This window comes from Thermococcus sp. LS2 (assembly GCF_012027375.1).
Classification (GTDB): Archaea; Methanobacteriota_B; Thermococci; order Thermococcales; family Thermococcaceae; genus Thermococcus_B.
In genome coordinates this window covers 420658-446583 of record NZ_SNUI01000001.1, presented here as the reverse complement: position 1 = coordinate 446583, position 25926 = coordinate 420658, and the positions used below count along the sequence as shown (strand labels likewise).

Genomic DNA, 25926 nt, shown 5'->3' with positions numbered 1-25926 from the left:
GGCGGTTAAAATGAGACAAATCCCAATAGCCAAGCCCTTAATCGGAAATGAGGAGATAAATGCTGTTGTTGAAGTTTTGAAAAGCGGAATGCTTGCGCACGGAAAAGAAGTCGAAGAATTCGAAAAAGAATTTGCCGAGTATTTAGGTGCAAAATACGGAATTGCAACTTGCAACGGAACAACTGCTCTAGATGTCGCATTTAAAGCTTTGAAAATTAAGGAGGGAGATGAGGTAATTACAACACCCTTCACTTTCATCGCCTCTGCTAACTCAATACTCTTCCAAGGTGCAAAGCCAGTTTTTGCCGATATTGATCCAAAGACTTTCAACCTCGACCCTAATGACGTTTTGGAGAAAATCAACAATAAGACGAGGGCAATCCTCGTGGTTCACCTTTATGGACAGCCTGCTGACATGAAGGCTTTCAAAGAAATTGCCGAGGATTACAAGCTTTACCTCATTGAGGATTGTGCTCAAGCTCACGGTGCTGAGTTTGAAGGCCAAAAAGTCGGAACCTTCGGAGATATTGCAGCCTTCAGCTTCTACCCAACCAAAAACATGACTACCGGAGAAGGGGGAATTGTGGTTACAAACAACGAAGAACTAGCTAGGAGAGCCAAGCTTTTGATAAATCATGGGCAAACAAAGAAATATTATCATGAAGAACTTGGTTATAACTACAAAATGACTAATATTGCTGCTGCAATTGGAAGAGCTCAGCTCAAAAAGCTTGAGGAATGGAATGCCAAGAGGATTGAAAATGCCAAGCTTTTAACTGAAGAAATCAGCAAGATCAAAGGATTAACTCCACCTTATGTCGATCCTAGAGTTAAACATGTCTTCCATCAGTATGTCATCAGAGTTGAAGACGAGTTCCCACTTACCAGAAATGAGTTAATGGAGCAGATTAGGGAGAAGGGTATTGGGACCGCCATTCATTACCCAATTCCCATTCACTGGCAACCGTTATATCAAAAGCTCGGCTATCCAAAGGACTGTTGTCCAAATGCAATTGAGGCTTCAAGAAGAGTGTTAAGTTTACCCGTGCACCCAGCAGTGAGCAGAGAGGACATAGCTTATATAATCCAAACACTCAAAGAGCTTTCCTCTTAATCTCACCTTTTAAGGTGGTTGGGATGCTTAGGGTTGGCGTTGTTGGCGTCGGAAACATGGGGAGGCACCATGCGAGAGTTTACAGTGAATTAGCAAAAGACGGGAGAGTTGAGTTCATAGGAGTTGCTGATACAAACTTTGAGAGGGCAAGAGAAATCGCAAAGCAGTACAAGGTCGAAGCGTTTCAAGATTATAGAGAGTTGATGAGTAAAGTTGATGCCGTAAGTATTGTTGTGCCAACTTCTCTCCACAAGCAAGTTGCCTTGGACTTTATTGAGAATGGAGTTAATGTTTTGGTTGAAAAGCCTATAGCGGAGAGCATTGAGAGTGCTGAGGAAATTATTAGAGCAGCAGAAAAAAAGGATATAACTTTAATGGTTGGGCACATTGAGAGATTTAATCCCGCAGTGCTTAAGCTGAAGGAAATTATTGAGAGTAATTCCCTTGGGGAGATCGTTACTTTAACTGCAAAACGAGTTGGACCTTTTCCTCCTCAGATTAAAGATGTTGGCGTAATAGTAGACTTAGCAGTTCATGATATTGATGTCATGAGCTTTTTGCTGGGAGAACAGGTTAAGGAAGTTTATGCAAAAGCTGGAAGCGCTAAAAATCCTCTCGAGTTGGAAGATTATGCTGTAATAGTACTGACTTTTGAATCAGCAACTGGAGTTGTTGAGACAAACTGGCTGACTCCCCATAAAGTTAGAAAACTCAGTGTTGTAGGAACAGAAGGAATTGCAGAGCTTGATTATATTAACCAAGAGCTGATCCTCTATAATCATGAGTGGATTAGAAAAGCGAAAATCCAGAAAAGAGAGCCTTTGAGAAATGAGATAGAGCATTTTGTTGAGTGCGTTGAAAAGGGCATACAGCCAATTGTTTCTGGGAGCGATGGTTTACATGCATTAAAAGTCGCAATAATGGCATTAAAAAGTGCAAAAGAGGGGAAAATTATCAGGGGTTAAGCTCTCCTAAACTTTATAAATAGAACAAAAGAGTGTGGTTAAAGAGGTGTTAAAGATGAACCTTTGGACAGTCCTGATTATCCTCCTTGCATTCTGGGGAATTCTCTACGTTCTCTTTGGGAGAAAAAAAGAGGAGGAAGAGGAAGGATTAGTTGTTGATTTGTTCATAATAATGTGGCGTACAAAGAAGCTTCTTGGATTTATAGATAAATTTGCTCAGAAGTATACGCGTTTCTGGAAAGTTTATGGGACAATTGGGATTATTGTAGGATTTGGAGGAATGGTGTTTGTCTTCTACATGTTGATAAGATCTGCCCTTATTGCAATAAGGGCCAAAGCTCAAGTTGCTGGAGTTCAGCTCGTAATTCCCGGTGTTACAATACCTCTGTGGTACGGTTTGATTGGTTTAATTGTTGTGATGGTTGTTCATGAGTTGAGCCATGGAGTTGTTGCGAGAGCTGAAGGTCTTCCTTTAAAATCAGTGGGTTTGATATTGTTCTTTGTAATTCCTGGAGCTTTTGTTGAACCAGACGAAGATGAGTTAAGAAAAGCTCCGCTCATTAAAAGGCTCAGAGTCTATGCTGCTGGTTCAATGGCTAACATTGTTACCGCTTTACTCGCTGCAGTGTTGATCCTTTCAGTATTTGCCCCGCTTATACAATATGCTGGAGTTGAGATTGTAAGTTTTGACCCAAATGGACCAGCCATTCATTACTTAAAAGAAGGAGATATCATAGTTGGCATTGATGGGGTTCAAATAAAAACAATTGAGGATTTTCTTAACTTCATGAACAAGACAAAAGCTGGACAAGTTGTTACTTTGGAAGTCATTAGGAATGGGGAAAAGCTTTCTGTAAAGGTTCCTCTCGGAGAACATCCCAATAATCCCGGAAAAGGATACCTTGGAGTTTATCCCTCACAATATGTAGCATCTACTATAGGGCATGAAAATGTAGTATTACCAATATACTTTGCTCTCAACTGGATATATATCCTAAACCTCGGAATCGGTCTGATGAACCTCTTCCCACTGATACCACTAGATGGTGGCAGAATGCTTGATGAAACCCTTAAGGAGTTCCTCCCAGAAAAAATTGCAAAGCCAATAAGCTTTGCTTTCATTGGCATTGGAGTTTTGCTGCTTGCAATAAATCTAATTCCAGCTATAAGGAATCTGATAGGGTGATCCTATGATTCAAATAGCAATAGCAGGTTCAAGTGATGAAAAACCGCTGGAAAAAGCAGAGAGAAAGGCAAGAGAGTTTGCAAGGGAGCTTGGGAAGTATAAAGATGAAGTTATCCTTTTGACTGGAGGCAGAAGCGGAATCATGAAGATTGTCAGCGAAGAATTCAGAAAAGCCGGAGGGATTGTAGTTGGAATACTTCCAGAGAGACAAGAAGGTAATGAATTCAACACGATAAGGATAAAAACCGGAATGGACTTTGCAGAGAGGAGTGCTGTAATGATAAACTCAGCTGATGTTTTAGTTGTTTTAGGTGGTGGAATCGGAACTATGGTTGAAGCATTGATGGCCTATGACTATGGAAAACCTCTGATAATTCTTACAGACACTGGATATGCAAGCGATAGGCTCGAATTATTGGCCAAAGACGGCTACTTTGACCACAAGAAGATTGTAAAGGTGTACTTTGTAGAAAATCCAAAGGAAGCAGTGAAGTTGGCATTAAGCTTTAAAAATATGGATAAGAAAAGCAGATAAAAGGACAAGACTGTCAAAGACTAGACTAAAAGATTTCCACTTGACCTTTTTTCAATTTGAAGCGATAAGTTTTGGGCTCAAATTCTGGAAGAGGGGATTTCCTCACAATCATTTTCTCTTCATTTCCTTCTTCCAAGGAGTAGAACTCGACAATATACTGGCTATACAGAGCAAGCCAAGAGATAAATCTCTTTGAGACTCTGTCTCTGTTAAGCAGAAATATGTTCAGCGGTCTTTTCCTTTTCTCAGTAAGCCTAGCGGTTTCTTTTATAGCTAAATTCTTCTGGAGTATCTTAATGTACTGCTCTTCTCCTAACAAGAATGCAAGACCGTCCATGGTGACAGTAAGCCCAATAGGCCTTCTATCTTTAATCATATCATTGAGCATCTTTCTGTACATCGTTGTGAACTTGGGCAGAAAAGTTGAAGTATCCATGTTGGTGTAATATATAAAGGGCTCAATGTACTTTATCCCAGTAAAGGAGGCAAATATATCAATTATGCCTAAATTGCCCTCCCTGGCTGATTTTTCTATTCCAAAACTTGCAATTTTAAATTCCATCGAGAGGGACGATAGGGGAAGGACAGAGTTTATTATAACACCGAAGTCTCCTTGTTCTATTCTATTCTGCAGAATCTTAACACCCAGAGACCACCCTATGGAATAGGTGTCATAGATTATCAATAAGATACTATCTTCAATTAAGCCTCCGCCAATAGCCTCATCTAATTTCCTAATCCCCGTCTTAAGGAGTTCCACAGGCATCCCCCGTGTATAAAGGAATCTTCATTCATAAAAAAGTTTTCGATAATGGACGTTTATGATCGGAGTAATTCTCTGCTGCTCAACCTAAACCCTTTTAAAATCAAGCTTCTTCTGAAAGTTAGGTGAGGTCATGAAGTGTTCAAAATGTGGGAGAGAAGCTGTTTATCACGCTCGTTATGAAGGCAAATATTACTGCCACAAACACTTCAACGAAATGGTTGAGAAAAAAGTAAAGCAGACTGTGAGAAAGTATAAAATGATTAAGCGCGGTGAGAGGATAGCTGTTGGGGTAAGTGGTGGAAAGGACAGCGTTGTTCTGCTTCATCTTTTAGCCAAGCTTAGGAAAAAATTCCCCTTTGAAATTGTTGCCATAACAATAGATGAAGGAATAGCCGGGTATCGTCCAGCAAGTGTTGAGATAGCGAAGAAGAATGCAGAGCTTTTGGGAATAGAGCACCACGTCTATTCCTTCAAGGAATATATCGGCTTCACCCTTGATGAGACAGTCCAAATCATGGGGAGCTTCGAGAAAGGCGAGAGGGTTGGGGCTTGTTCCTACTGCGGCGTATGGAGGAGATGGCTGTTAAATTATGCCGCTCAAGATGTTGGGGCAGATAAATTAGCTATTGGCTTAAATTTAGATGATGAAGCACAAGTGTTTTTGATGAACATAATGCGCGGAGACATTGCGAGATTGGGAAGGACGGGGCCGTACTATGAGGTCATTCACGAGGACTTAGTCCCAAGAATTAAGCCTTTAAGAGAGGTGCCAGAGAAGGAAATCGTTCTTTATGCTGTTCTCAACAACATTGAGGTTGATTTGAGCGAATGTCCCTATGTTGTCGAGGCATTCAGAGCTGAAATAAGGGACTGGTTGAATGAGATGGAAGAAAAACATCCGGGAACAAAATATCAAATTTTGAGGAGCTATGACAAGCTCTTCCCGATTTTAGCAAAGCACTATGCGAAGAGAAAGCTGAACCGCTGTAAGATTTGCGGACAGCCGACGACTGGAGAGATATGCAAGGCATGTCAGTTCAAACTGCAGGTGCAGAAGAAAGCTAAAGAGCTAGGGCTGACGTTTAGGGTAAAGTGAAAGCCGATGAGGAGAGAGCTGTTAGCTGAGCTGTGATGAGAGGATGGCTGGCCGAGGCATTCAAAACCTTATGTTAAGCTTTCCATAAATCGGAATTTTCTCTCCACATCTTGGACATCTGTTATCTTTTGTCAGATTCCATTCAACAACCCTATAACCAAAGCGAATGATGAGCTTTTTACCACATTTTGGACAGTATGTTGTTTCATGATCTATCGAACCAATGTTACCAACATAAACGTAGTTGATATTGTACTCTTTCTGAGCAATTTCTTTGAGGGCTAAAAGCGTTCTAACAGAAGTTGGCTTTTCCCTCCAGTAGTTCATCGGATAATAGCGGTTTATGTGGAGGGGGACATTTTCGCCAAGCATTTCGGAGTGCATCTTAAAGATCCAGCTATAGCATTCTTTAAAATCGTTGGCATTCGTAACAACGAGATAAACCATCTCAACGTGGGCATTCAAATCCAAGGCTTTCTTTGCATTTCTGAACACTTTCTTGTGGTCAATCGTTGTAAGAACTTTCATCTCCGGGCAGCCCTTGATGTCAATGCTGAAGCCAGAAACACCGCTTTCGATCAGCCTTTTCAAAGCTTTAATTGTGAAATAGCCATTTGTGACAAGGCAACCATAGAGTCCTCTCTCCTTTCCGAGTTCAAAGACATCTAGGAGATATGAGTAAAGCGTTGCAGGTTCGTTAAAGCTTGCGCACAAGCCTTCATCACCAGCCCTCAAGGCTAAATCCACAAGTTCTTGTGGAGAAATTGCCCCCAATTCCTGAGGAGGTCCAGAAAAGCTCAGGTGATAGTTCTGACACCAAGGACAGTAGAAGTTGCAGCCAAATCCAGAAAAAGTCAAAGCCGTGCTGTTCGGGTAGTAATGAAAGAATGGCTTTATCTCAATTGGCCTGCTTTCAACTGCACTCAGCTTTCCGTAACCGACGTGGATCAATTTGCCATCTAAGTTAGCATAGTTCTTGCACACTCCTCCCTTTCCTTCAGCAATCAAACACTGCCTCTCACAAACAAGGCATCTAATTTTGTTGCCTTCTTTTTGATAAAGTTCTTCAATCTTCATCATTCTGAGTTGGACTCTTGAGAGCTTAAGGTTTTCTCTGAATTTCAGAAACTCTTATTGGGTTAAATACTTCAAAATCATATTTAGTATCGGTGAGAGCCATGGAAGAAGTTAGGGAGCTTAAGAATGTGCTTGAGAGGGTTGAGAAAAAGCTGATAGCCGCTAGTAAGATGTACGCCGCAATGAACTTTGCATTCTGGCTTGTCGTAATGCTACTCTATTATATTCTCATTAACATCGTTGAAATGCCTGGTTGGGCCGACGGAATCTATTGGGGCGGAGCAATTGGGGTTGCCATCTGGTTCACCGGGAAGATATGGAGAAAGTTTGCAGAGCTTGTAGCAGCAACCGGAAGAAAAGCAAGTATAGGTACACTTCCTGGAATTCTCATACTTGCCTCCTGGATAGTCGGCTCAACAGTTGGATGGATTATAATACCAAGGACATCAATAGCAGTAAACGAAGGAGCGAGACTAGCTGTAGGCTTTTTAACTTTCATAGGACTCTCCGTCTTTGGGCAGTGGTTAGTATTCTTCAAGTATGGGGAAGCCGAGAAGGAAATGATCCCTGCTTTCTTAGTCCCGTTCCTTGGAATTGCTATAGCATGGAACATGAAGAGTGGTGCAATGACTTGGGCAGGCTTTGTTGTCGCCCTTGGATTCTCGGTAACAGTGCTCTGGTATCTCTACTCGGCATTTAAGACCCTAGGGTGAGCTTATGCTAAGGGAACTCGTGAAAAACCATGTGCTTGGAAATCCCATTAGGTTAGGTATCATGCTTTATCTCTTGCCAAGAGGAAAGGTTCTGTTTAAGGAACTACAAAAAGTTTTAGATGTAACTCCAGGCAACTTGGATTCCCATCTAAAGACATTGGAAAAAGCTGGCTATGTAAAGCTGACAAAAGTCTTCGCAGACAGGCCAAGAACTGCTATTGAGATAACAAATAGAGGGGCGGAAGAAACTGGAAAATACCTGAGAATGCTGAAGGATCTGCTGAATCAGATTTAGCTTTCCTCCTCAGCCTTCTTTTTAAGCTCCTTAATCCTCTCAATTCTATATTCCTCAACCAGCCTTAAAAATTCTTGAATTCCCCTCTCCTTATCCTCCTCTTCCCACTCCTTTAGCCTCTGCTCTATTGCTCTTTCAAGCTCTTCTCTATCAACTATTGCAAACTCATCAACCCGCTTGACTTCAATTTCATCCTCGTAGAATACCGGAATCTTATTCTCTCTAAGCACTTCATAGACGTTATTCGGCAGAGTTTTTGCACTTATCAACGCTTTAATCCCCTTCTCGACCAAATACTCAGCTATGCTCTTCCCAGCCCCCGAAGGATTAACAACATAAATTACATCATCTTTTTTAATCCTTGCAGAGCGCTCAAGCTTCTCTATCTCCTTCCATGTTAAGCTCTCAAGGACCTTAAGAGGAACTGCTGTTCCTTTAAGCTCAAGGAGGTGCATTCTTTTTGCCAAAACTAAGTCCCTGCTGAGCTTTTCAATTATTGCTTTTGCCTCTCTAAGTTCCTTCTCAAGGTATGCAATTCTCTTGTCCCTAATCTCAATCTCCTTGCTTCTAATAACTTTAGCTCTAATCGCTTCATCGTAATATGCCAGCTTATCCTCAAGCTTTTCAATTCTTTTCTTCTGCTCTTCAATTATCGCCCTAAGCTCTTGGTTTTCTCTCTCAAGCATTTCAATTGTCTTCTCAAGTTCCTTGATTTTCTCAATGTAAGGCGTTACATCAACGCTTTCTTCCTCCGGGAGGACTTTGATTTCTTCTTTCGGCTTCTCTCTCAGCTTAACTTTCATTATAGCCTCTCCGAGGTTGTATCCCTGAATAACCAGAGCTTTGATCTCATTACTCTTCTTCATTAAGCCGAGTTCTCTGAGCTTTGCATCAACATGCTCAAGCTTTGGCTTCAATCTCAGATAGGCTTTATAAGCAACTGCCAAAGCATCTCTTTGGTGGTCATCATCAACGCTGATGCCTAAGTTTCTCAAAAGCTCGTTCTTTTCCTCTACACGCAGGCTTTCCCTCGGAACATAGAGGATAGCCTTAAATGAACGGGCAATCTTCTCAACTAAACCTGGAGCTGGATTAACATCAGTTGCGATGATTATTGGATGACCGACATCAGAGATAAATCTCACAATATCGCTCACTGCCATATTTCTCTCGCTGTAAACTGCCACAATATTCCCATCCAAGTCTAAAGCGGCTATACCAACAGTTATTCCCGGATCAAGACCAACTATAACGCTTTTTCTCACTTGAATGGCTTTTTCACTCTTTAATGGCACAAACTCCAAGCTCTTTCTTTCCACGGGTTTTATCCTTATCTCAACATCTCCACCGTGCATTGGCTTTATAAGTCCCGCTAATTCCTCTCTTGAAGCATATACCTTAAACTCTCCCCTAGCCAAGCCGTAATCTTTCTCTTCAACTTCCAAATCAAAAGGAATGTCTGCTCTCCTTAGTGTTTCCTCAATTTCTCTGACTTTATTTTGAATCAAGTTGTGAATTCTTCTCCTATACCTATCTTGGCTCCAGCCGCCTTTTCCTTGACTTCTACCTCTAGAGACCTTTATTATAACCTCATCTTCAAAGGCTAAAACCTCATAACCAACTCCTTTAGAGGCCAATAGAGCACATACCTTAGCTTCCTCATACGGATCGAACTTATCACCAACTCTGATTCCATTCTCCTTTGCCAAGCTCCAAAGAGACTTCTGCTCCCCTGGTCTTCCAGTAACCTGAACGAGCTTAGTTCCTTGGGGCAGAGCTCTTAAAAACTTCTTCAGATCATCACCAAGCTCATGGATGTTGTCCATTGCAACTATATCCGGCCTCTTTGCTCGAATAAAACGGACTAACCTATAGAATGTGAACTCACCTTTTTTCTCAAGCTTTCCATTGAACCAACTAACCACAGCAAACCTCTTTGGGTTCTCGCTGATTATATCAACTCCAAGTATGAGAATAGGCATCACCTTCTCACAAGGTTTTATAGTCTCGCCTTGAGTGATAGTTAGGGATACATCTTAAAAACATTGCCTAAAAAATGAAAAGAAAGATTAACCGAGACTTTCTACAATAGCAATTTCTATTGCTCTCTTTATCATTTCTAACGGCATTGATGGGGCATTTTTCTCCAACACTTGCTCTGGAATGTAGGGGACATGAATAAACCCTGCTTTGGCATTTAACTTATTTATAGCAACGTAGTGGAGAGCGGTAAACATTGCAGTGTTGCACACATAAGTTCCAGCAGTATTTGAAACCATTGCTGGTATTTTATTTTCCCTCAAAGCTTTTACAATTCGTTTTATCGGCAAAGTTGAGAAGTAAGCTGCGGGAGCATCTTCAAAGATTGGCTCATCTTCTGGTTTATATCCGTCGTTGTCCTCTTTCGTTGAATCCATAACATTTATTGCAACCCGCTCAACTGTTATGTTTACTCTTCCTCCGGCTTGGCCTGTTAGGATTATCACTTCTGGCTTCTCCTTTGAGATGATCTCTGGCAAGAGCTCCCTAACTTTTTTGAAGCTGACTGGGAGCTGATACTTGACAATTTCAGCATTCCCTATCACATCTGGAAGCATTTTAACAGCTTCCCAAGAGGGATTTACATTTTCTCCTCCAAATGGCTCAAAGCCAGTAACTAGAACTTTCATGTTATCACCTATTAAAGCTAAACTTTATAGGATTTAAAAGCTCATCTAAGTTGAGGGAGAGAGATGAAATATGATATTGCAATTATTGGTGGAGGTCCCGTTGGCAATTATTTAGCGACTCTGCTTGCGAGACATTACAAAGTAGCTGTAATTGAGGCAAAGAGCTCTTTTGGTGGAAAGGCATGCACTGGAATTATTGGGGCAAAGAGTTATGAAGAGTTGAAACTTCCAAAAGAGGCCATAATCAACAAGCTGAGAGGAGCAGTTTTCTACTCAAAGATACAAAGCTTTGAGATTAAGAGAAAAGAACCCCAAGCATACATGGTTGACAGAAAGATTCTTGAAAAAAGCTTAGCAGAGAGAGCAGTGAAAAGGGGAGCTGAATACTACATGAGTACAAGATTTCTGGGCTTCAAAAATGGAAAAGCCGTTCTTCAGAGGTTTAACGACAGATTTGAGATAAACGCTGACTTTTATATTGGAGCGGATGGTGTGAACAGCAAAGTAGCTCAAGAAATTGGTGCAAGGACAAACGCGGAATTCTTAAGTGGTTATGAAGTCGAAATCGTTGGAGAGTTTGAGAAACCAGATTTCGTTGAGCTTTGGGTAAATAAAGAACTCAATGGAGACTTTTTCTTCTGGGTTGCCCCAATAAATGAAAGCCTAGCAAGAGTTGGAACCTTCGGAAGGCTTGATACTCTCTTCAACTTTATAAAGGCCAGAATGCTGGAAGAAACAAATATTGTCGAGTTTAAAGCTGGAAATGTTGCATTGGGCGTTAGAAAGCCATGGATTAAAGGGAACGTTGCATTAGTGGGAGATGCTGCACTCCAAATTAAGCCTTTAACCGCTGGAGGAATTGCATACGGAATGTACTGTGCGTATGCTCTCGCCTATTCTCTCATTAACGGAAAACCTGAAGACTATGAAAGGCTTTGTAAGAACATAAAACGTGAGATTTCCTTCGGATTGAAAGCGAGGAAGCTTTTCAAGAACCTCAGCCAAGAACAGATTGAAAAGCTTTTCGAGGTTTTATCAAGCAGAGAAGCAATAGAGGTTATTGAAAGCACAGCAGACTTTGATGAGCATGCAAAGACAATAAAAGCCCTTATAAAACATCCAAAGCTTTTAGCTAGGGCATTGAAAGTTACGCCTATGATAATTAGATATTTGCTCTGAGGTGAACCGTATGGAATGGGAAATGGGGCTCCAAGAAGAGTACCTCAAACTGATAGCCGAAGGAAAGAAAAAAATAGAGGGTCGGTTGTATGACGAAAAGCGCAGACAAATTAAGCCAGGAGACATCATAATCTTCGAAGGGAAGCTTAAAGTCAAAGTTAAGGACATTAGGGTTTACCCTTCCTTTAGAGAAATGCTCAAAAAAGAAGGTTTGGAGAACGTTTTACCTGGAATTAAGAACATAGAAGAAGGAGTCAGAATTTACAGACAGTTTTACAGCGAAGAAGAAGAGAAAAAATGGGGGGTTGTTGCGATAGAGGTGGAGCCGCTAGAGTAAACTACCCTTTTTCTTATTCTCCCTTGGCACCTGATACTACATAGAAGACTAAGTTTACCTCTCTCTTCCAATCTCAAGGCTCTGGGTTCTTTATATCTTTTAAGATTCCCTTTTCGGATACAGAAACCAGAGACACATAATTTCTCACCAATGTTTTAGGTTATTCCAGCAAGAGTTAAGTATTTTGGAAACGTAATCTTTTAGGTGGGCCCAAATGAAATTTCCATTGCACATAGAGAGAAACAAAACCAGCGAGGAAGTCTTTGAGATTCCTCTAAGCGTAGCGAATAACTTAAAGGGACAATTTGCAGAAAAAATTGCGGAAGCTTACTTAAGTTATAGAGTAATTCCGGATTTTGAGAAGCATTATGATTATATCCGAGTTTTTACGCCTAATTATATCAGAGGAAGATATCGAGATTATAAAGGAGGAAAGTCTGTGGATAAATATTTGCTCGAGTATCCAGAATTTTCATCCCATTATGAATATCGTCATAAAGGTTCATCGAGCTACCCTCCCGAACTGTTAAAGAAGCTAAGTACCGCTGGAGGCATGCTAAAACGCTTAGTCCTACTCCCAAATTTCAATCGAGTACTTATTGAAGTTAAATGGACAGAGTGGAGGGAAAATCATTTTGATATTTATATCCATATAATGGATGAAAGTCTTAACGTAGTGAGTAGCATTAATTTTCTTGGTGGCACTCGTGATGAGTTTCAAGAAAGGATGACCCATTTGGTAAGATATTTGTCAATAGCCTGCTTTATGTCTTTGGATGAAGTTGAAAAGCTTGTAATGTTGCGTAAAGTGTTAGAGAACATAGGGTATAAGCCAGATTACGTGATTTTGACTGCTAGCAATGTAGGAAAGCAAAGACTGAATGTTATCTCTGAAGAAATGAAAGAAAAAAGTTTCGAATTATCAGTTCTAAAAATCGAGAGAATCATTCTTGTGGAAGTTAAGAGTGGAAATGTCGGGAGAGAAGCCACTCTTACCAAGAACCAAAGAGTGCTTATGAGAAGGCTAAGCTCGCTCGATTCTATTGAACTCTTGGTATTATACATCCCAATTGAGGATTACATCCCTCTAAAAGAGGTACAGATAATCAGCTATAATCTCAAGCCAAAACAAAAACAACGAACCCTTCAGGGAGATGACTAAATTATAAGGTTTAATTAGCTTGGAAGTGTTTTTGGGTGTTCTCCGTCTCTCCTCTGAATCAGCTTTTGTTATGTGTTAAACTCTGCAATATACTATCCTAACTAAAGAACTTAAACACTATGCACAAACCACAAGAGATGCTCTTAAGGTTAACAATTTTAGAATAGAAGAAAAGAGTCAAAGATACTTCTCCTTCAGATACTCAATGAAGTATTCTGGATTTACACCTTCTCCAAAGCTCCTCTCCAACAATTCTTTTGGTGGATATACTGAACCATATTTGTGCACTTTTTCCCTCAGCCATTCTTTTATTGGTTCGAATTCCCCTCTCTGAACTTTCTCATAGAAGTCTGGAATGTCCTTAGTGATGTATGCCCCAATTTGGGTTGCTAAAAGTGTGCCCAATGTGTATGTTGGGAAGTAGCCAATTGTTGCATGAGCCCAGTGTATATCCTGAAGAACTCCTTCACTGTAAGTTTTTGGCCTGATTCCTAACAAGCGCTCCATCTCATCGTTCCAAAGCTCTGCAACTTCACTTGCCCTTAATCCTTCGTTTATCATGAGCTTTTCAAGCTTGTACCTCAAGAGGATGTGCATGTTGTAGGTTACTTCATCAGCCTCAACTCTAATGAAATCTGGTCTAACAGTGTTGAAGTAATAATAGATGTCTTCTGGAGTGTAGTTTGAGATAAACGGAAGATTATCCCTGAGAATTGGGTAAACTAATTCTGCAAATTCTCTCGAGCGGCCAATGATGTTTTCCCAGAATCTGCTTTGGCTCTCGTGAATGCCAAGAGAAACCCCACCTGCTATTGGAGAGAACATAAACCTTTCATCTTGCTGAAGTTCATAGAGAGCATGTCCAAATTCATGGACTACTGCCAATAGAGTTCTCTTAAAGTCAAAACCCTCGTATCTCGTTGTTATTCTAACATCTTTTATTCCAAATTCTGTCGTGAATGGATGAGGCGAAACATCTAAGCGGCCTCTTGTTCCTAGAGGATAACCAAAAAGCTTGAGTATCTCGAGATTTACCTTTTTCATTGCTTCAATATCGTACTTCTCTTTTTCAAGTGGATGCTCTTTTGGGAATTTCCCTTCCTCAAGAATTCTATCAAGAATAGGCTTGAGTTCTTTTTCGAGTTTCCCAAATATTGGGTCTAAGTCCCTGGTCCTCAATCCTTCTTCGTAGAGGTCGAGTAAAGCATCGTATGGATACTCATCATAGCCAAGGTAGTCAGCGGCTTTCCTTGAAAGTTCTATGATTTTGTCAAGATAAGGCTCAAAGAGTTTGAAATCGTTCTTTTGCTTTGCTTCTGCCCATGCTATCGTTGCTTTGCTCCTAACCTCACTCATCTCTCTGACAAATTCTGGAGGGAATGCCTTTGCTATCTTAATTGAGCGCTTAAGAACCCTCATAACACCTCTTTCATAATCGTTAAGGTCTTCTCCTTCTGCTTTCTCAACGAGTTCAACAAATTTTGGCTCTAAAATGAGCTTCTGACTTAACACTGAAAGTTCTCCTTGAGCAACGCTCCTCTCAGTTATACCCTCTTTTGGCATGTTTACCTCCATATCCCAACCGAGAACACTTTGAGCGTGTCCAATTGCCCATATCGTCCTGTATTTCAGCAAAATTTGTTTTATAATCTCGTTTTGGAAGACTTCTTCCATTTTAATCACCCATTAAGCTTTATTTTAAGATTCTTTTCAACCTTTTAAACCTTTTCGATATTCATCTAAACGAAATAAGAGGAGTAGAAAAGGATTACTCAACAGCCAAAAGATAAATAAAGCAATTTGTCAAGTTAGGGGAGGGCGATATGGAGTTAGATTTGGTAGTCATTGGCCATGTTTCAATAGACCATATCAGGTTCCCCAAAAGAGAAGAGATTCTGCAGCCGGGAGGAGCTGCCGCTGCCGTTGCAACCTCAGCAGCCCTAAGCGGTGCAAAAGTTGGATTGGTTACTAAGGTCGGCAGGGATTTTCCAGAAGAGTGGTTAAAAAAGCTGAGCGAAATCTTGGATATTAGAGGAGTTCACATCCTCGAAGGAAGGACAATTCACATCTACATGATATATCACGAGGATGGAAGTGTTGACGCTCCCGTTGATATGGGCGTTGCTCAAAGGATGGGTGAAATTGAAATTCCGGAGGAATACATGAGTGCCGAGGTTTTCCATATAGCACCAATCCCACCAGAAGAGCAGCTAAAATTAGTTAAACGCCTAAAAGGCAAAAGAATAAGCCTCGACTTCAACCCAACTTATATGGAGGACTACGAAAGGAAAACTGATCTTTTAAAAAAGATAGTGGCTGGAGTTGAAGTAATTTTCCCAAACGAAAGAGAAGCGAAAGTGATAACAAAAACAGACAACATCAAAGAAGCAGCAGAAGTTCTTCATGAATGGGGAGCTAAAATCGTTGTGATAACAAGAGGAGAAAGGGGAGTCCTCGTCTATGATGGAGAGAAGTTTGCAGAATTCGAGGCATTACCCATAGACAAGATCGTTGATCCGACAGGGGCAGGAGATGCCTTTGCTGGCGGATTTTTAGCGTATTATGTAAAGGGAGAGTCATTGAAAGAATGCGTTGCTCAAGGTCTCTTTAGAGCAAGGGAAGTTCTGAAGAAAAAAGGAAGTTGGAGCATCTAATCAGTCACAACTTTCGAAAATGCATAGAGGGTAAGGAGTATCAGCATCGCTATCGCCGTAACTTCAAAACGGGGCATTGCTACTGCCAGAGTTCTGACGAACAAATAAGTCGGCAGGGCTAGGAGGACTGAAACCGTCAAAATTAAATAATGCTCTTTCGGAGCTTTTTCTCTATCCAAATACGCAGATTCCACAAAGAGCAGAGCTAGAGCAACTAAAAGAACACCAAACATTCCCCCAATTTCATAGTAAAGGAGCAAAATTATGAAAGCCACTAAAAAGAGCACTCCAAGGAAGTAAGACAAAAATGCCGGTAAAGCCAAAACTAAAACGGGCAGAAGCTTGGGATAGCTGAGCAAGAGGAATGCCAAAATGATTAAAGGTATCGGCGAAAATCTCATCCTCGGCTTTTTCATATCTTAACTACCTCCGCTATCGCTGTTTTAAGAGGTTTATTAACGTCCCAATCTATTATTATCCCATATGCAGCGAGCTTCCTTAAATGGGCCTTTCTCTTGAGCTGAAGTATCTTTAAAGCTAAAGCTTCCTCCTCGCTCTTGGGTTTAACTACCGAGTAAGGATTTGGACTTATGACCACAACCTTGTAACCATAGCGGTATAAAACCCTCAAAGCTTCCCTTCCTTCTTCAGTTATAAGTGGCGAGAAGTAAAGTATCTGCGCTCTCGCTGGAAACCTGCTCCTAACCAAATGCTCAACTTGATAAGCTATCATGTTGTTCTTATCTGGCTTTGCTATGCTTAAGAAATCGATGCACTTGAAGAAGTGCCTCTTTCCGTAATCTACCCTAATCCATAAGGGAACATCTTCAGCTAGCAAAAGCCCAAAGCTCGTTCCGTTGTTGAGGCAGTCCAGCATAAATGATGCTGCAGCTCTTATTAGATTATCAAAGACGCTCTCGCCTTTATATGTTGCATCAACAATTAAGATTACATCAACTTTTTTCTCGCTTTCATACTCGTTGCTCATTATTTTTCCAGTCTTTGCAGTCGCTTTCCAGTTGATTATCTTTAATGGATCACCGGGCTGATATTCTCTAATCGCGTGAAACTCAACTCCCTCACCTACTCTCGGAGAAGGCAGAGGTCCAACTGTAACCTTTGTGCCCTTAGTTGAATAAGGTGTTACAACGTCTTCAATTGTGGGAACCCCGATAAGCTCATCATACAAATCAATTGTTTTCTCTATCTTGAAAAAGCCAAATGGGTCTTGATAGCTGAGCTTAATGAAATTAAACTCATGAATGCCGCGTTTGACTTTGACTTTATAAGAAACTTCCTTTTCTTCGCCTCTTGTAAAGGACAGCAAAAACTCGTTTCTACCCTCGACAAGCTCAAGGCCTCTAGGCAAATCATCTACAATTTTCAAGCTCGGTATTCTCTCATTTGCCTTAATTTTCAGCTTTATCTTTACTTCAGCCCCCTCAAGAATTCGATCATGGGGAAGGATTCTCTGAATTTCCACATCAAGCCTCGGCTTAAAGAAGGTTATTGCAATGAAGAACAGCCAGAGGATTGGTAACGTAAGGTAAATCATATCCCAGCGTAGCATGAAGAAAGCTGCCATAACTGAGAGCCACAATGCAAGCAACAGCTGCTCTGCCTTTCCTGTAGGCTGGAACTTCTTTTCCATAGGAATCCCCTTTACTCAAACTTCGGAACGGGAACTTTCTCCAAAATCCTCTCCATGACACTCTCTTGGCTGACTCTCGTATACCAGAGCTCTCTCTTTAGTATCAAACGATGGCTTAGAGCAGGAACCGCAACTTTCTTAACATCGTCTGGAATCACGTAGTCCCTTCCTTCCAAAGCAGCGTAAGCTCTTGACAGCTTAAGCAAAGCCAAGCTTCCCCTCGGAGAAGCTCCAATCTCAATCTCCCTCTTGTTTTCCCTCGTAGCCTTGACGATGTCAGTTATGTATTCCAAAATCGCATCGCTAACATAAACATCTTCAACAGCTCTCTGCATCTTAACGACCTCCTCTGGAGTAACTATTGGATTTATGTCAACTTCCTCCTTTTTTCTCTCAATTCTCCTCTTGAGGATCTCAATTTCTTCTTGCTTTGTTGGATAGCCGACCCTAAGTCTGACAAGGAAACGGTCGAGCTGAGCCTCTGGTAAAGGATAAGTTCCCTCCTGCTCTATTGGGTTTTGGGTTGCAATAACAACAAAAGGCCTCTCCAGATAGTACGTTTTACCTTCAATCGTCACTTGCCTCTCCTGCATTGCCTCCAATAGTGCGGATTGAGTCTTTGGCGGAGCTCTGTTAATCTCATCAGCTAAAAGTATATTCGTGAAAATTGGGCCCTTCCTGAATTCAAATTCCAATGTTTTCTGGTTGAAGACGCTTACACCCAAAATGTCTGAGGGCAATAAATCAGGTGTAAACTGAACTCTTCTGAACTTAACCCCCAAGGCTGTTGCAAAGCTCTTTGCCATGAGTGTTTTTGCCAATCCTGGCAAGTCTTCAATCAAAATATGCCCATCTGCAAGGATTGTTGTTAATATGAGCTTAAGAACTTCCTCTTTGCCAACTATCGCTTTTCCAACTTCATTTAATATCCTCTTCCCCTTTTCATGCACCTCTTCTATCTTCATTCAAATCCGCCTCCACGATTTCTAGAGCTTTTTTCAGATTTTCATAAAAGTCTCCTTCAGAGTAAAGAAGCCTCAACGCCTCATTAAGATTTGATTTAAGGTCAAAATGTGTGTATTCATCAGAGAGAAGAGCGTAAATTTCCCTAATTTCCTCGGCAATAATTTCTCTCGCCATCTTCCCTTTTCTAGCTCTCTTCACAACAGAGGTCAATCTCTCAAGCTCACTCTTTCCGGAAATCAAGTTTCGCTTTCTTCTCGGGACGTATTCACTTTGAATTTCCAAACCAAAGAGAACCACAATTAGAATAACTCCCGCTATCATAACACCCAACCATCTTATCAAATAAGAGCCAGCCAAAAACGCCATTAGAGCAAATGGGGCTGCAAGAAATAATGCCTTACTAACTCTCATGCTCCTCACCCTTAATTGTTAGGTAAAGCTCATAAGCTCTTTTAGCATCTCCCATTGTCACTTTTTCTGGAGCATACTTGGCTTTTTCAAAAAGCCGTGCAAGTTCAACATATGCATCATGCTTATATTTTACTCTCTCTGCATGCTCCCAGTGAGTCCAGCTTTCCCTGTAGGGAATCCCCAAAATTTCAAGCCATAACACAGCGTTTTTGTACAGCTTAATGACAATATCCTTCGGATCTCCGATAAATGAAATTCCTTCTTCCTTAAGCCTTCTATCAAACTCTTGAACTTCCTCCTTAAGCTTCTTTATCCTTCTTTTGGTACTTAGGTCTCTGTAGAATGCTATCGAAAGATATATCAAAGCTACCGATATTATGCCGAAAAATCCATAGAGAATAATTTTTGTGTTAGGATTTCCGAGAAAAACTGGATTTCTAAAGTATTTTTCGTAATACGTTACATGATAGCTTCCGTTAACAACATACACCCCTTGCACGGTGGTGTTATTTGCTGTCATCGGAGGGAACTGAGTTTTAGAAACCACATAAAGCAAGGGTAAAGAAAGTATCAACGTTCCAGCAAAAATTGCAACTATTATTTGCCAATTAATGTTCTCAGCTCTGCCCTTTGTAGGCAAATCTTGCCAACTCAAAAGTATCTGAAGGATAATAAAGCCTGCAGCTATCACGATAATTCCAAAAAACAGACCAATCCAATAATAATTTTGTGAACCTTTTGGAATCTCCTCTATTTTGGCTTGGCCGCTCATTATCAGCGCCATCAAGAGAAACAGCACTGAGAACAATGCTAGGCCTTTTCGTTTCATTTTGACCAAAAAATAGTTATGATGGATAAACTTAAAAAGTTTTACATTGTTGAAAAAGTTAGGTGATTAATGTATGGAAAGGATACCAAAGTTATATGTGGAATCTTCCTATGAGGAGTGCTTTGATGACGAAGGGAAAGCTAAAGTTGACTGCATAATTATTCAAGGAAACATTGAAGTTAGGCTTAAAAAGGGAGAGAAAATTCCAGAGTTTATAGATAAAGAAAAGGCAAAAATTCTGAAGAAGGAGATTTATGATAGATTCCACTTCTATGTTGATAAATATGAACATAAGATGCTCTGCGATGCCATAATTGTTTTACCTGATAGAAGAACAGAAATTAGATTATATAAGGGCGATGAATTGATGATTCTGCCTGTTGAAGGCTATGTATCAACTTTAATTGCTAGAGTGGGCAATAGAGTGAGAAAAAGCGATGCATTTGCTGCTGTAACGACAAAAAAGGGTGAGATTCACTATTTAAAGCCGCCAAAGAATGGCGTCGTAGTCTTTATAGATGAATTCACCAACAGACCGCACTATCTCTATTATCTGCTTCCGGAGGATTAATCCTCTTTCATTCCTTCCACTATTGCCCTTACGTTTTCTTTAATCCTCATTTTTAGAGTTTCAAGTCTATCAATGCCTCGAATGGTCCTGGTATTGTTTGCACTTGTTATTATTAGTGACCAAAGATAAAGTCCATGCTTTTTCTCCTCACTTTGAAACATGGCAAGAAACTTAGTGTCACAAGCACTAACTTCCAGAATCTCTATATCCCTACTTCCGAGCTTAGTTGTGTAGATATCCTTAACATCAAGTTCCTCAAACTCTCTTTTAAGCATTTCAGCAAAATATCCCATGATATGACCTCCAATCTTAGTAATGCTGGCATTGTATATATACTTTTCCCAAACTTGTATAATATTAACCAAAAACGTTATAAAGGTATGATTACTATGGGGATTATCAACAAAGTTTGGTGAAGAAAATGAAAGTTGAAAAAGGGGATTTTGTAGTTTTTAACTACATTGGGAAATTTGAGGATGGAGAAGTTTTCGATACAAGTTATGAGGATATCGCTAAAAAAGCTGGTATTTACGTTGAAGATCGCAAATATGGACCTATAGGCGCTAATGTTGGAGTTGGCGAGCTAATTCCCGGACTGGATGAGGCCTTAATTGGAATGGAAGTCGGGGAGAAGAAAACCATAACTATCCCCCCAGAGCTTGGATATGGAATGCCCAAAGAAGAACTCATTATCAATGTTCCTCGTTCAGATTTCGAAAACGCTAGAATAGAGCCAGTTCAAGACATGTATATTATGACAGACAGTGGAATAGCAAAGATTACAAAAGTCGGGGAAGAAGAGGTTACTTTAGATTTCAATCACCCATTAGCCGGAAAAACATTGATATTTGAAGTGGAAATAGTGGACATACAAAAGGCAGAAAAACAAGAAGCTTAGAAACCTTCAAATACCCAGACTTATAGAACCAGCTAAATTGAACACTATAACCCCCATAATTGCCAGCATTACACTGTATTTTAAGCCTCCAGAGAACTTTCCTTCTCTTATTACCCCAATTCCCATTCCCGAAACTATTGCTTGGAGAGCAACAAATACTAGAAGTATGCTTTTTATCGCTGGAATTGGCAGAATTACTGTTCCCTCAACACCACTCAATCCAGCGATTACTTGAGATACAACCCCAAGAATTAGAGGACCCACAAAGCCACTCGCAATTATGAAAAACATTGTTTGCATTCCAGTCGAAGCTTTCCTCTCCTTTTTAATTCTCAAAATTTCACGAACATCATTGCCAACTGAAACGAGGACATCAGCCATTGGAGCTCCTCTTTCAAGTGCTTCAATTATAATCATCATTGATCTATATATCACCGGGGATTTTTTGTTCCTTAAGGCAAATGCTTTTAATGCCTCCACTGTGGGTCTGCCTTTTTTGATTTCGGCGACAGTTTTTTTGAACTCTTCAGTCAATGCTCCAAACTTCGCTGTAGTAAGTTCTTCTAGAGCCTCTGAAAACGATATACCAGCCCTAAGAGAGCTGGCCAAGTAGAAGAAAGCATCGGGAATCATCTGTTCCATGTTTTCAATTCTTTTAACAATTCTCCAATATGGGTACCCAAAGACTGCCCCGATTAGTGCTCCTATGAATCCAAGAATGCCATAGAGAGTTTTGAATATAAATAAGCTGGTTCCAACAATTACTGCGACAAGAAAAGATATCAACAGATACTCGCTTGCTTTGAAGCTTATTCCTGCGGAGTAGAGGAACAAGTCATATCTTTTTAATATCTTCTTCGGAAGGATTCTTTCTATAATTCCAACAAGTCGAGAAGTAACTCTAGAGGACATATTAATCACCTCGGCTCACTGCGTTTCATCATCACAACCATTAGAAAAGCCATTGCTGGAAAGCCAAAAAGCAGTATCACTGCCAACCCCTGAACTGGAATGACAAGGGTTTTAGCCATTATCGATGCTGCAAGTATTGCGACTATCAGCATTGTAGGCATGACAACGCTTATGAACATGTAAACGAATGCCAATCCATTGATTTTCTGAACATACTCTATAAGCTTCATTCTATATTCAAATGAAAAGTCCTCAGCAAGCTTGTAGAGTATTCCAGACAAGTTACCTCCGAATTTTACAGCTCTCAAAATCTGCTTTACTACCCTGCTTATATTTTCTGATGCCATTTTCTCCTCAAATTTCGTTAACGCCTCTTCAAAAGATGCCCCACCACGCATGTCCCTGACTATAAGATCAAACTCTTCCGAAATTGCACCATAGTCTGACTTTGCAACAGATAATATTGCCTCTGCAATACCAACACCAGCACTTAACAGGGAAGCTAAATGTCTCAGAACATATGGCATTGCTCTTTCAACTTCAGCAACCCTGTTTCTCCACACAATCCTCGGATAGTTTCTCATGTAAAGAAAGCCTCCAATGAACCCAAGAAGTCCCAGCAGTACAGAGAGATCTATAGAAAACATTAAGAGGAGCCCAATTGCAAATGAGAAAATACTCATAATAATCGAAACTCCAAGCATAAGGGCAACATACTTATCTTTACTCATACGAATGTTTGCCCTATAGAGATCATACTCAAGACCCTTAATTAACTTAGTGAGTGATTCTACTGGACCTCTGAAATATTTAAGGACGGCATCAGCAAATCTTTCAGAAAACGGCTTTTGAAGTTCTTTCTCTCTCCATTCTACAAGTTCCTCAATCTCTCTTTCTCTCTCTTCTTTTCTTTCTTTTTCAACTTCCTCTTGCATTTTCTTGAGTAGCTGAAGCCTTTCTTGAATGCTTTTTCCTTGAGGAATCCGCCGAATAGGCTTTTCACTCATTTCAATTGTTTTTTCACCAATTTTCTCAAAGATTTCAGCTATTTTTTGACCAATTCCCAACAGGCATCACCTAAATAAAGCTCTTAACTTTCTTGGCAAGTTCAGTGGATGTGCTTTCTCTCTCAATTCTCTTAAGGAGCTCCTCTGAATCTATGTAAAACTGTCTAATGTAGTGTCCAACTTCTTCAATGCTTCGTATTCCTTTCTCTATCATCCATTCCAGAATGATCTTCCTCTTCTCCTTTTCAGCTTCTAGCTCAAGAAGGCTCAATCCAGTGTGCTGAGCCAAAATATTCATAAACCTACTCGGGACTCCTGTGTCGATCAATTCATCTTTAGCAGGATCATACTTATACAACTTATTGAGCTGGATGCTTTCACCTTCCATTCCAGAGACTTCAGCAATTTCAGTTATTCTCCTTATTGTTCCCTTTTTTCTACTGTGGAACCTGATCTGCATAATGATTATGTCCAATGCTGGGATCATAATCCTTGGAACATTCATTGGAGGACTCTCAAGTCTGACAATCGTTTCTCTTGCCGAGTTGGAGTGTATTGTTCCCATACACCCATCGTGTCCCGTATTCATAGCAGTAAACATTGTCCTTGCCTCAGGCCCTCTAACCTCACCGACGATGATTCTATCTGGACGCATTCTCAAAGTGTTCTTAACAAGATCATCCATTGTAATTTCTCCTTTTCCTTCAACATTCGGCGGTCTTGTTTCCAATCTAACCCAATGCTCGATTGGCAACTGAAGCTCAGCTGTATCCTCAATGCTGATAACTCTCTCACTTGGTGGAATAAACATTGCAAGAGAATTCAACGTTGTGGTTTTACCCGAACCAGTACCACCAGCAACGAGGATGTTTGCAGGCTTAACTCCAAGACCATCAACAAATATCCACAGTAAAGCTGCAACATCAGTATTGAGTGTACCGTACTTTATGAGATCAATTATAGTGAGAGGATCCTTCTTGAACTTTCTAATTGTAATTGTTGGACCATCTAAGCTGATTGGTGGGATAGTAGCATTTACTCTGCTTCCATCAGGCAAACGAGCATCTAAAAGCGGGCTTTGTTGATCAATTCTCCTTCCCACTTCTCTCGCAATACGTTCAATTATGTTTAAAATCTCTCTATCATCTTTAAATACAATGTTTGTTTTACACATGTTGAATCTTCTATGCCACACATAAACTGGCTTGTTAGTTCCAATAACCATTATCTCCTCAAGATTATCATCTCTCACTAGAGGATCAAGCTTACCATATCCTATCATGTTTTGGACAACAAGCTCAGCGAGAATTTCAATTCTTCCCTCAGACAAGTCGGGTGCCATCTCTCTAACCATATTTCTCACAGCTTTAAGAAAGATCCTGCGCCTCTCTTCTATGTTGGGTATGCTCTCCGGGTCGATCTGGATCTCAACAACTGCCCTATCTCTTACCATCTTGAGGAGCCTTTCTTCTTCTTTGCTGAGTTCAGGAAGTCTGATTTCATATATTGGGACAGGCTCACCCTTAACTTTAAGAATACGAACATTTCCATAAGCATCGAGAACCTTAACCTCTCCAACATACGTTGGGATTGGAGATTTTCTCTGAGCAGAGCCCAAAATGTCCTGGAGAGTGAGGGGAGCTTCTGTTTTCTCCGCCTTCAGTGGAATGGAAGGCGTTGGTTTTTCTCCTGGGCCCCCTAATATATCTTCTAACTTGACACTACCTTTGTCCTCCCTAAGGAAGGGGAGAGGAGTTTTTGTTTTTTCCTCTTTTGGTGGCTTTTTGCCGAGAATATCCTCTAATCCACCCCCACCACTAAAGGGAAATCTTGTTTCAGGAGGCTTGTATTTTTCCTCCCTCTCCTTTTCCCCAAAAATATTATCTAAGGGAGCGGCATCTTTACTTAGGATTTCTTCTATCCAAGATAAACCTGAACGCTTCTTCTTTTTGTCTTCCAACTGTACTCACCTTTTCCAAGTTGTTCCAAGACACATAGTATTTTATTTCAAGAGGTGTACTGCCAAGCCACACAATCCATACTGGATAATCAAAGCTATCTAATTTAGTTTTTGGAGGTTCCGTATTTCTAATTTTCTTCCCACTTAAAAGATTGCTTGAAAGAGAGTATAAATTGAACTTCCTTTCAGGGATATTCCGTGTTTTGGCTTCCTGTTTCACATTTAAGAAGCCTGGCAAGAACTCAGAAACATATTCACTATATTTCATTGTGTATTTTGGTGTAAATCCATAGATGTCTGCATCTTCAAAGACAGCAGGCAGGCCAACAGCAAATAGAGTCTTAAACAGTCCATGCTTGTCTGGAACATTCTCAAGAACTAAAGTTACCTCACCTTCATATTTCAGCACTTTAACGTTACCGTCTCTTCCAAAAAATGACGTTTGAATGTTAAAGTAATATTTGGGGGTCATGAGAAGCTGAGGGTAGACTGTTCCGTAAAAGAAGTTGAACGTATCCTCTGTTCTATTTAACACATAAGTTATGTTATCGCCTTCATAACTAACGCTACGCCCATGCGGAAAATTAATTGAATAGTCCTTTAAGGGAATAAGAGTTACATTTTTCATTCTAATTTCGACCTTTAATGTCTCATATGGGTTGATCCAGAAACCTGGGAAGTAGTTGAGAGTGTTTAAGCTGGGCGTTATGTATGATACGTTCCCAATCTCACTTAAAACTTCACCATTCTCTCTGTAAATTATGTAGTTGTAATAGGGATTAACAATCACAAATTTTGGAAATGGAGCAGTATTAACTAACGTTATGTTCAAGTCAATATATAGGACAGCTTTAACACCGATATTGTTGTAGTCCCCACCCGGAAGAGGGTACTCTTCACTAACCACATAAGCATTCAAAAATGTCTCAAATAACAAAAAGACAAGTAAAAAGGAAAGTAGATGTTTTTTCAT

Annotated in this window: 28 protein-coding genes; 13 read left to right on the top strand and 15 right to left on the bottom strand. The window is 40.4% G+C overall.

The window, feature by feature from the left end; all coding sequences use genetic code 11:
* Positions 1 to 10: 10 nt before the first annotated feature.
* The 4 genes from E3E24_RS02275 to E3E24_RS02260 are packed head-to-tail and all read left to right on the top strand — an operon-like array spanning position 11 to position 3800.
* Positions 11 to 1114 (top strand): DegT/DnrJ/EryC1/StrS aminotransferase family protein, encoded by a 1104-nt coding sequence (locus tag E3E24_RS02275; RefSeq protein WP_167886452.1) that lies wholly within the window; start codon positions 11 to 13, stop codon positions 1112 to 1114.
* Positions 1115 to 1137: 23 nt separating this feature from the next.
* A complete protein-coding gene (locus E3E24_RS02270) occupies positions 1138 to 2079 on the top strand; it encodes a UDP-N-acetylglucosamine 3-dehydrogenase (RefSeq protein WP_167886451.1) in 942 nt (313 codons plus the stop codon).
* A 55-nt stretch (positions 2080 to 2134) separates the two neighbouring features.
* Positions 2135 to 3265 carry a site-2 protease family protein gene (locus tag E3E24_RS02265; protein ID WP_167886450.1) on the top strand — a complete coding sequence of 377 codons (1131 nt, stop codon included), beginning with the start codon at positions 2135 to 2137 and terminating at the stop codon, positions 3263 to 3265.
* Positions 3266 to 3269: 4 nt separating this feature from the next.
* The gene (locus tag E3E24_RS02260) at positions 3270 to 3800 is read left to right on the top strand and encodes a TIGR00725 family protein (protein ID WP_167886449.1); all 531 of its coding nucleotides are present in this window, start codon (positions 3270 to 3272) and stop codon (positions 3798 to 3800) included.
* A gap of 25 nt (positions 3801 to 3825) precedes the next feature.
* On the opposite strand, the gene E3E24_RS02255 is transcribed toward E3E24_RS02260, so the two are convergent.
* Entirely contained in the window at positions 3826 to 4566 is a 741-nt protein-coding gene (locus E3E24_RS02255) for a hypothetical protein (RefSeq protein ID WP_206204982.1), read from the bottom strand.
* A gap of 130 nt (positions 4567 to 4696) precedes the next feature.
* Between E3E24_RS02255 and E3E24_RS02250 the strand changes: the two genes are divergently transcribed.
* A complete protein-coding gene (locus E3E24_RS02250; RefSeq protein ID WP_167886448.1) occupies positions 4697 to 5662 on the top strand; it encodes a TIGR00269 family protein in 966 nt (321 codons plus the stop codon).
* Between the two features lie 60 nt (positions 5663 to 5722).
* Here the strand turns inward: E3E24_RS02250 and E3E24_RS02245 are convergent, their stop codons facing one another.
* Entirely contained in the window at positions 5723 to 6739 is a 1017-nt protein-coding gene (locus tag E3E24_RS02245; protein WP_240912513.1) for a radical SAM protein, read from the bottom strand.
* A gap of 101 nt (positions 6740 to 6840) precedes the next feature.
* Here E3E24_RS02245 and E3E24_RS02240 point away from each other — a divergent pair, with 101 nt between their 5' ends.
* Positions 6841 to 7452 (top strand): hypothetical protein, encoded by a 612-nt coding sequence (locus tag E3E24_RS02240; protein WP_167886446.1) that lies wholly within the window; start codon positions 6841 to 6843, stop codon positions 7450 to 7452.
* A 4-nt stretch (positions 7453 to 7456) separates the two neighbouring features.
* Positions 7457 to 7747 (top strand): transcriptional regulator, encoded by a 291-nt coding sequence (locus tag E3E24_RS02235; RefSeq protein WP_167886445.1) that lies wholly within the window; start codon positions 7457 to 7459, stop codon positions 7745 to 7747.
* Here E3E24_RS02235 and E3E24_RS02230 read toward each other — a convergent pair.
* Complete coding sequence (locus E3E24_RS02230) at positions 7744 to 9729, bottom strand: DUF460 domain-containing protein (RefSeq protein ID WP_167915586.1); 1986 nt, start codon at positions 9727 to 9729, stop codon at positions 7744 to 7746. The two genes, E3E24_RS02235 and E3E24_RS02230, sit on opposite strands and share 4 nt — an antisense overlap.
* 87 nt (positions 9730 to 9816) lie before the next feature.
* Positions 9817 to 10416 (bottom strand): pyroglutamyl-peptidase I, encoded by a 600-nt coding sequence (gene pcp / locus E3E24_RS02225; RefSeq protein ID WP_167915585.1) that lies wholly within the window; start codon positions 10414 to 10416, stop codon positions 9817 to 9819.
* A gap of 63 nt (positions 10417 to 10479) precedes the next feature.
* On the opposite strand from pcp, the gene E3E24_RS02220 reads away from it, so the two are divergent.
* The 3 genes from E3E24_RS02220 to E3E24_RS02210 all read left to right on the top strand — a co-directional run bounded on the left by E3E24_RS02220 (position 10480) and on the right by E3E24_RS02210 (position 13094).
* Positions 10480 to 11595 carry an NAD(P)/FAD-dependent oxidoreductase gene (locus E3E24_RS02220; RefSeq protein WP_167915584.1) on the top strand — a complete coding sequence of 372 codons (1116 nt, stop codon included), beginning with the start codon at positions 10480 to 10482 and terminating at the stop codon, positions 11593 to 11595.
* 10 nt (positions 11596 to 11605) lie between these two features.
* Complete coding sequence (locus E3E24_RS02215; protein WP_167915583.1) at positions 11606 to 11932, top strand: ASCH domain-containing protein; 327 nt, start codon at positions 11606 to 11608, stop codon at positions 11930 to 11932.
* A gap of 214 nt (positions 11933 to 12146) precedes the next feature.
* Positions 12147 to 13094, top strand: a complete 948-nt coding sequence (locus E3E24_RS02210) for a hypothetical protein (RefSeq protein ID WP_167915582.1) — start codon at positions 12147 to 12149, stop codon at positions 13092 to 13094.
* 177 nt (positions 13095 to 13271) lie between these two features.
* Here the strand turns inward: E3E24_RS02210 and E3E24_RS02205 are convergent, their stop codons facing one another.
* The gene (locus E3E24_RS02205; RefSeq protein ID WP_167915581.1) at positions 13272 to 14768 is read right to left on the bottom strand and encodes a carboxypeptidase M32; all 1497 of its coding nucleotides are present in this window, start codon (positions 14766 to 14768) and stop codon (positions 13272 to 13274) included.
* Positions 14769 to 14917: 149 nt separating this feature from the next.
* On the opposite strand from E3E24_RS02205, the gene E3E24_RS02200 reads away from it, so the two are divergent.
* Positions 14918 to 15748, top strand: a complete 831-nt coding sequence (locus E3E24_RS02200) for a carbohydrate kinase family protein (RefSeq protein ID WP_167915580.1) — start codon at positions 14918 to 14920, stop codon at positions 15746 to 15748.
* Here the strand turns inward: E3E24_RS02200 and E3E24_RS02195 are convergent.
* Genes E3E24_RS02195 through E3E24_RS02175 form a run of 5 tightly spaced genes read right to left on the bottom strand, consistent with a single transcriptional unit; the run spans position 15745 to position 19605 of the window.
* The gene (locus tag E3E24_RS02195) at positions 15745 to 16164 is read right to left on the bottom strand and encodes a hypothetical protein (RefSeq protein WP_167915579.1); all 420 of its coding nucleotides are present in this window, start codon (positions 16162 to 16164) and stop codon (positions 15745 to 15747) included. The genes E3E24_RS02200 and E3E24_RS02195 overlap by 4 nt on opposite strands.
* Complete coding sequence (locus E3E24_RS02190; RefSeq protein ID WP_167915578.1) at positions 16161 to 17399, bottom strand: DUF58 domain-containing protein; 1239 nt, start codon at positions 17397 to 17399, stop codon at positions 16161 to 16163. The genes E3E24_RS02195 and E3E24_RS02190 overlap by 4 nt, the downstream gene beginning before the upstream one ends.
* Before the next feature lie 11 nt (positions 17400 to 17410).
* Positions 17411 to 18364 (bottom strand): MoxR family ATPase, encoded by a 954-nt coding sequence (locus E3E24_RS02185; RefSeq protein WP_167886436.1) that lies wholly within the window; start codon positions 18362 to 18364, stop codon positions 17411 to 17413.
* Positions 18342 to 18776, bottom strand: a complete 435-nt coding sequence (locus E3E24_RS02180) for a hypothetical protein (protein ID WP_167886435.1) — start codon at positions 18774 to 18776, stop codon at positions 18342 to 18344. Before E3E24_RS02180 ends, E3E24_RS02185 begins: the two co-directional genes overlap by 23 nt.
* The gene (locus E3E24_RS02175; RefSeq protein ID WP_240912181.1) at positions 18766 to 19605 is read right to left on the bottom strand and encodes a DUF4129 domain-containing protein; all 840 of its coding nucleotides are present in this window, start codon (positions 19603 to 19605) and stop codon (positions 18766 to 18768) included. Before E3E24_RS02175 ends, E3E24_RS02180 begins: the two co-directional genes overlap by 11 nt.
* A 73-nt stretch (positions 19606 to 19678) precedes the next feature.
* Between E3E24_RS02175 and E3E24_RS02170 the strand changes: the two genes are divergently transcribed.
* Positions 19679 to 20176 carry a DUF2118 family protein gene (locus tag E3E24_RS02170; protein WP_167886434.1) on the top strand — a complete coding sequence of 166 codons (498 nt, stop codon included), beginning with the start codon at positions 19679 to 19681 and terminating at the stop codon, positions 20174 to 20176.
* Here the strand turns inward: E3E24_RS02170 and E3E24_RS02165 are convergent.
* Positions 20173 to 20469 (bottom strand): hypothetical protein, encoded by a 297-nt coding sequence (locus E3E24_RS02165; protein WP_167886433.1) that lies wholly within the window; start codon positions 20467 to 20469, stop codon positions 20173 to 20175. The genes E3E24_RS02170 and E3E24_RS02165 overlap by 4 nt on opposite strands.
* 128 nt (positions 20470 to 20597) lie before the next feature.
* Between E3E24_RS02165 and E3E24_RS02160 the strand changes: the two genes are divergently transcribed.
* Positions 20598 to 21074 carry a peptidylprolyl isomerase gene (locus tag E3E24_RS02160; RefSeq protein ID WP_167915577.1) on the top strand — a complete coding sequence of 159 codons (477 nt, stop codon included), beginning with the start codon at positions 20598 to 20600 and terminating at the stop codon, positions 21072 to 21074.
* A 6-nt stretch (positions 21075 to 21080) separates the two neighbouring features.
* On the opposite strand, the gene E3E24_RS02155 is transcribed toward E3E24_RS02160, so the two are convergent.
* The 4 genes from E3E24_RS02155 to E3E24_RS02140 are packed head-to-tail and all read right to left on the bottom strand — an operon-like array spanning position 21081 to position 25926.
* Positions 21081 to 21986, bottom strand: a complete 906-nt coding sequence (locus E3E24_RS02155) for a type II secretion system F family protein (RefSeq protein WP_167886431.1) — start codon at positions 21984 to 21986, stop codon at positions 21081 to 21083.
* A 5-nt stretch (positions 21987 to 21991) separates the two neighbouring features.
* On the bottom strand, positions 21992 to 23053 hold the full coding sequence (locus tag E3E24_RS02150; protein ID WP_370520433.1) for a type II secretion system F family protein: 1062 nt from the start codon (positions 23051 to 23053) through the stop codon (positions 21992 to 21994).
* 10 nt (positions 23054 to 23063) lie between these two features.
* Positions 23064 to 24953 carry a CpaF family protein gene (locus E3E24_RS02145; RefSeq protein WP_167886430.1) on the bottom strand — a complete coding sequence of 630 codons (1890 nt, stop codon included), beginning with the start codon at positions 24951 to 24953 and terminating at the stop codon, positions 23064 to 23066.
* Complete coding sequence (locus E3E24_RS02140) at positions 24895 to 25926, bottom strand: hypothetical protein (RefSeq protein ID WP_167886429.1); 1032 nt, start codon at positions 25924 to 25926, stop codon at positions 24895 to 24897. Before E3E24_RS02140 ends, E3E24_RS02145 begins: the two co-directional genes overlap by 59 nt.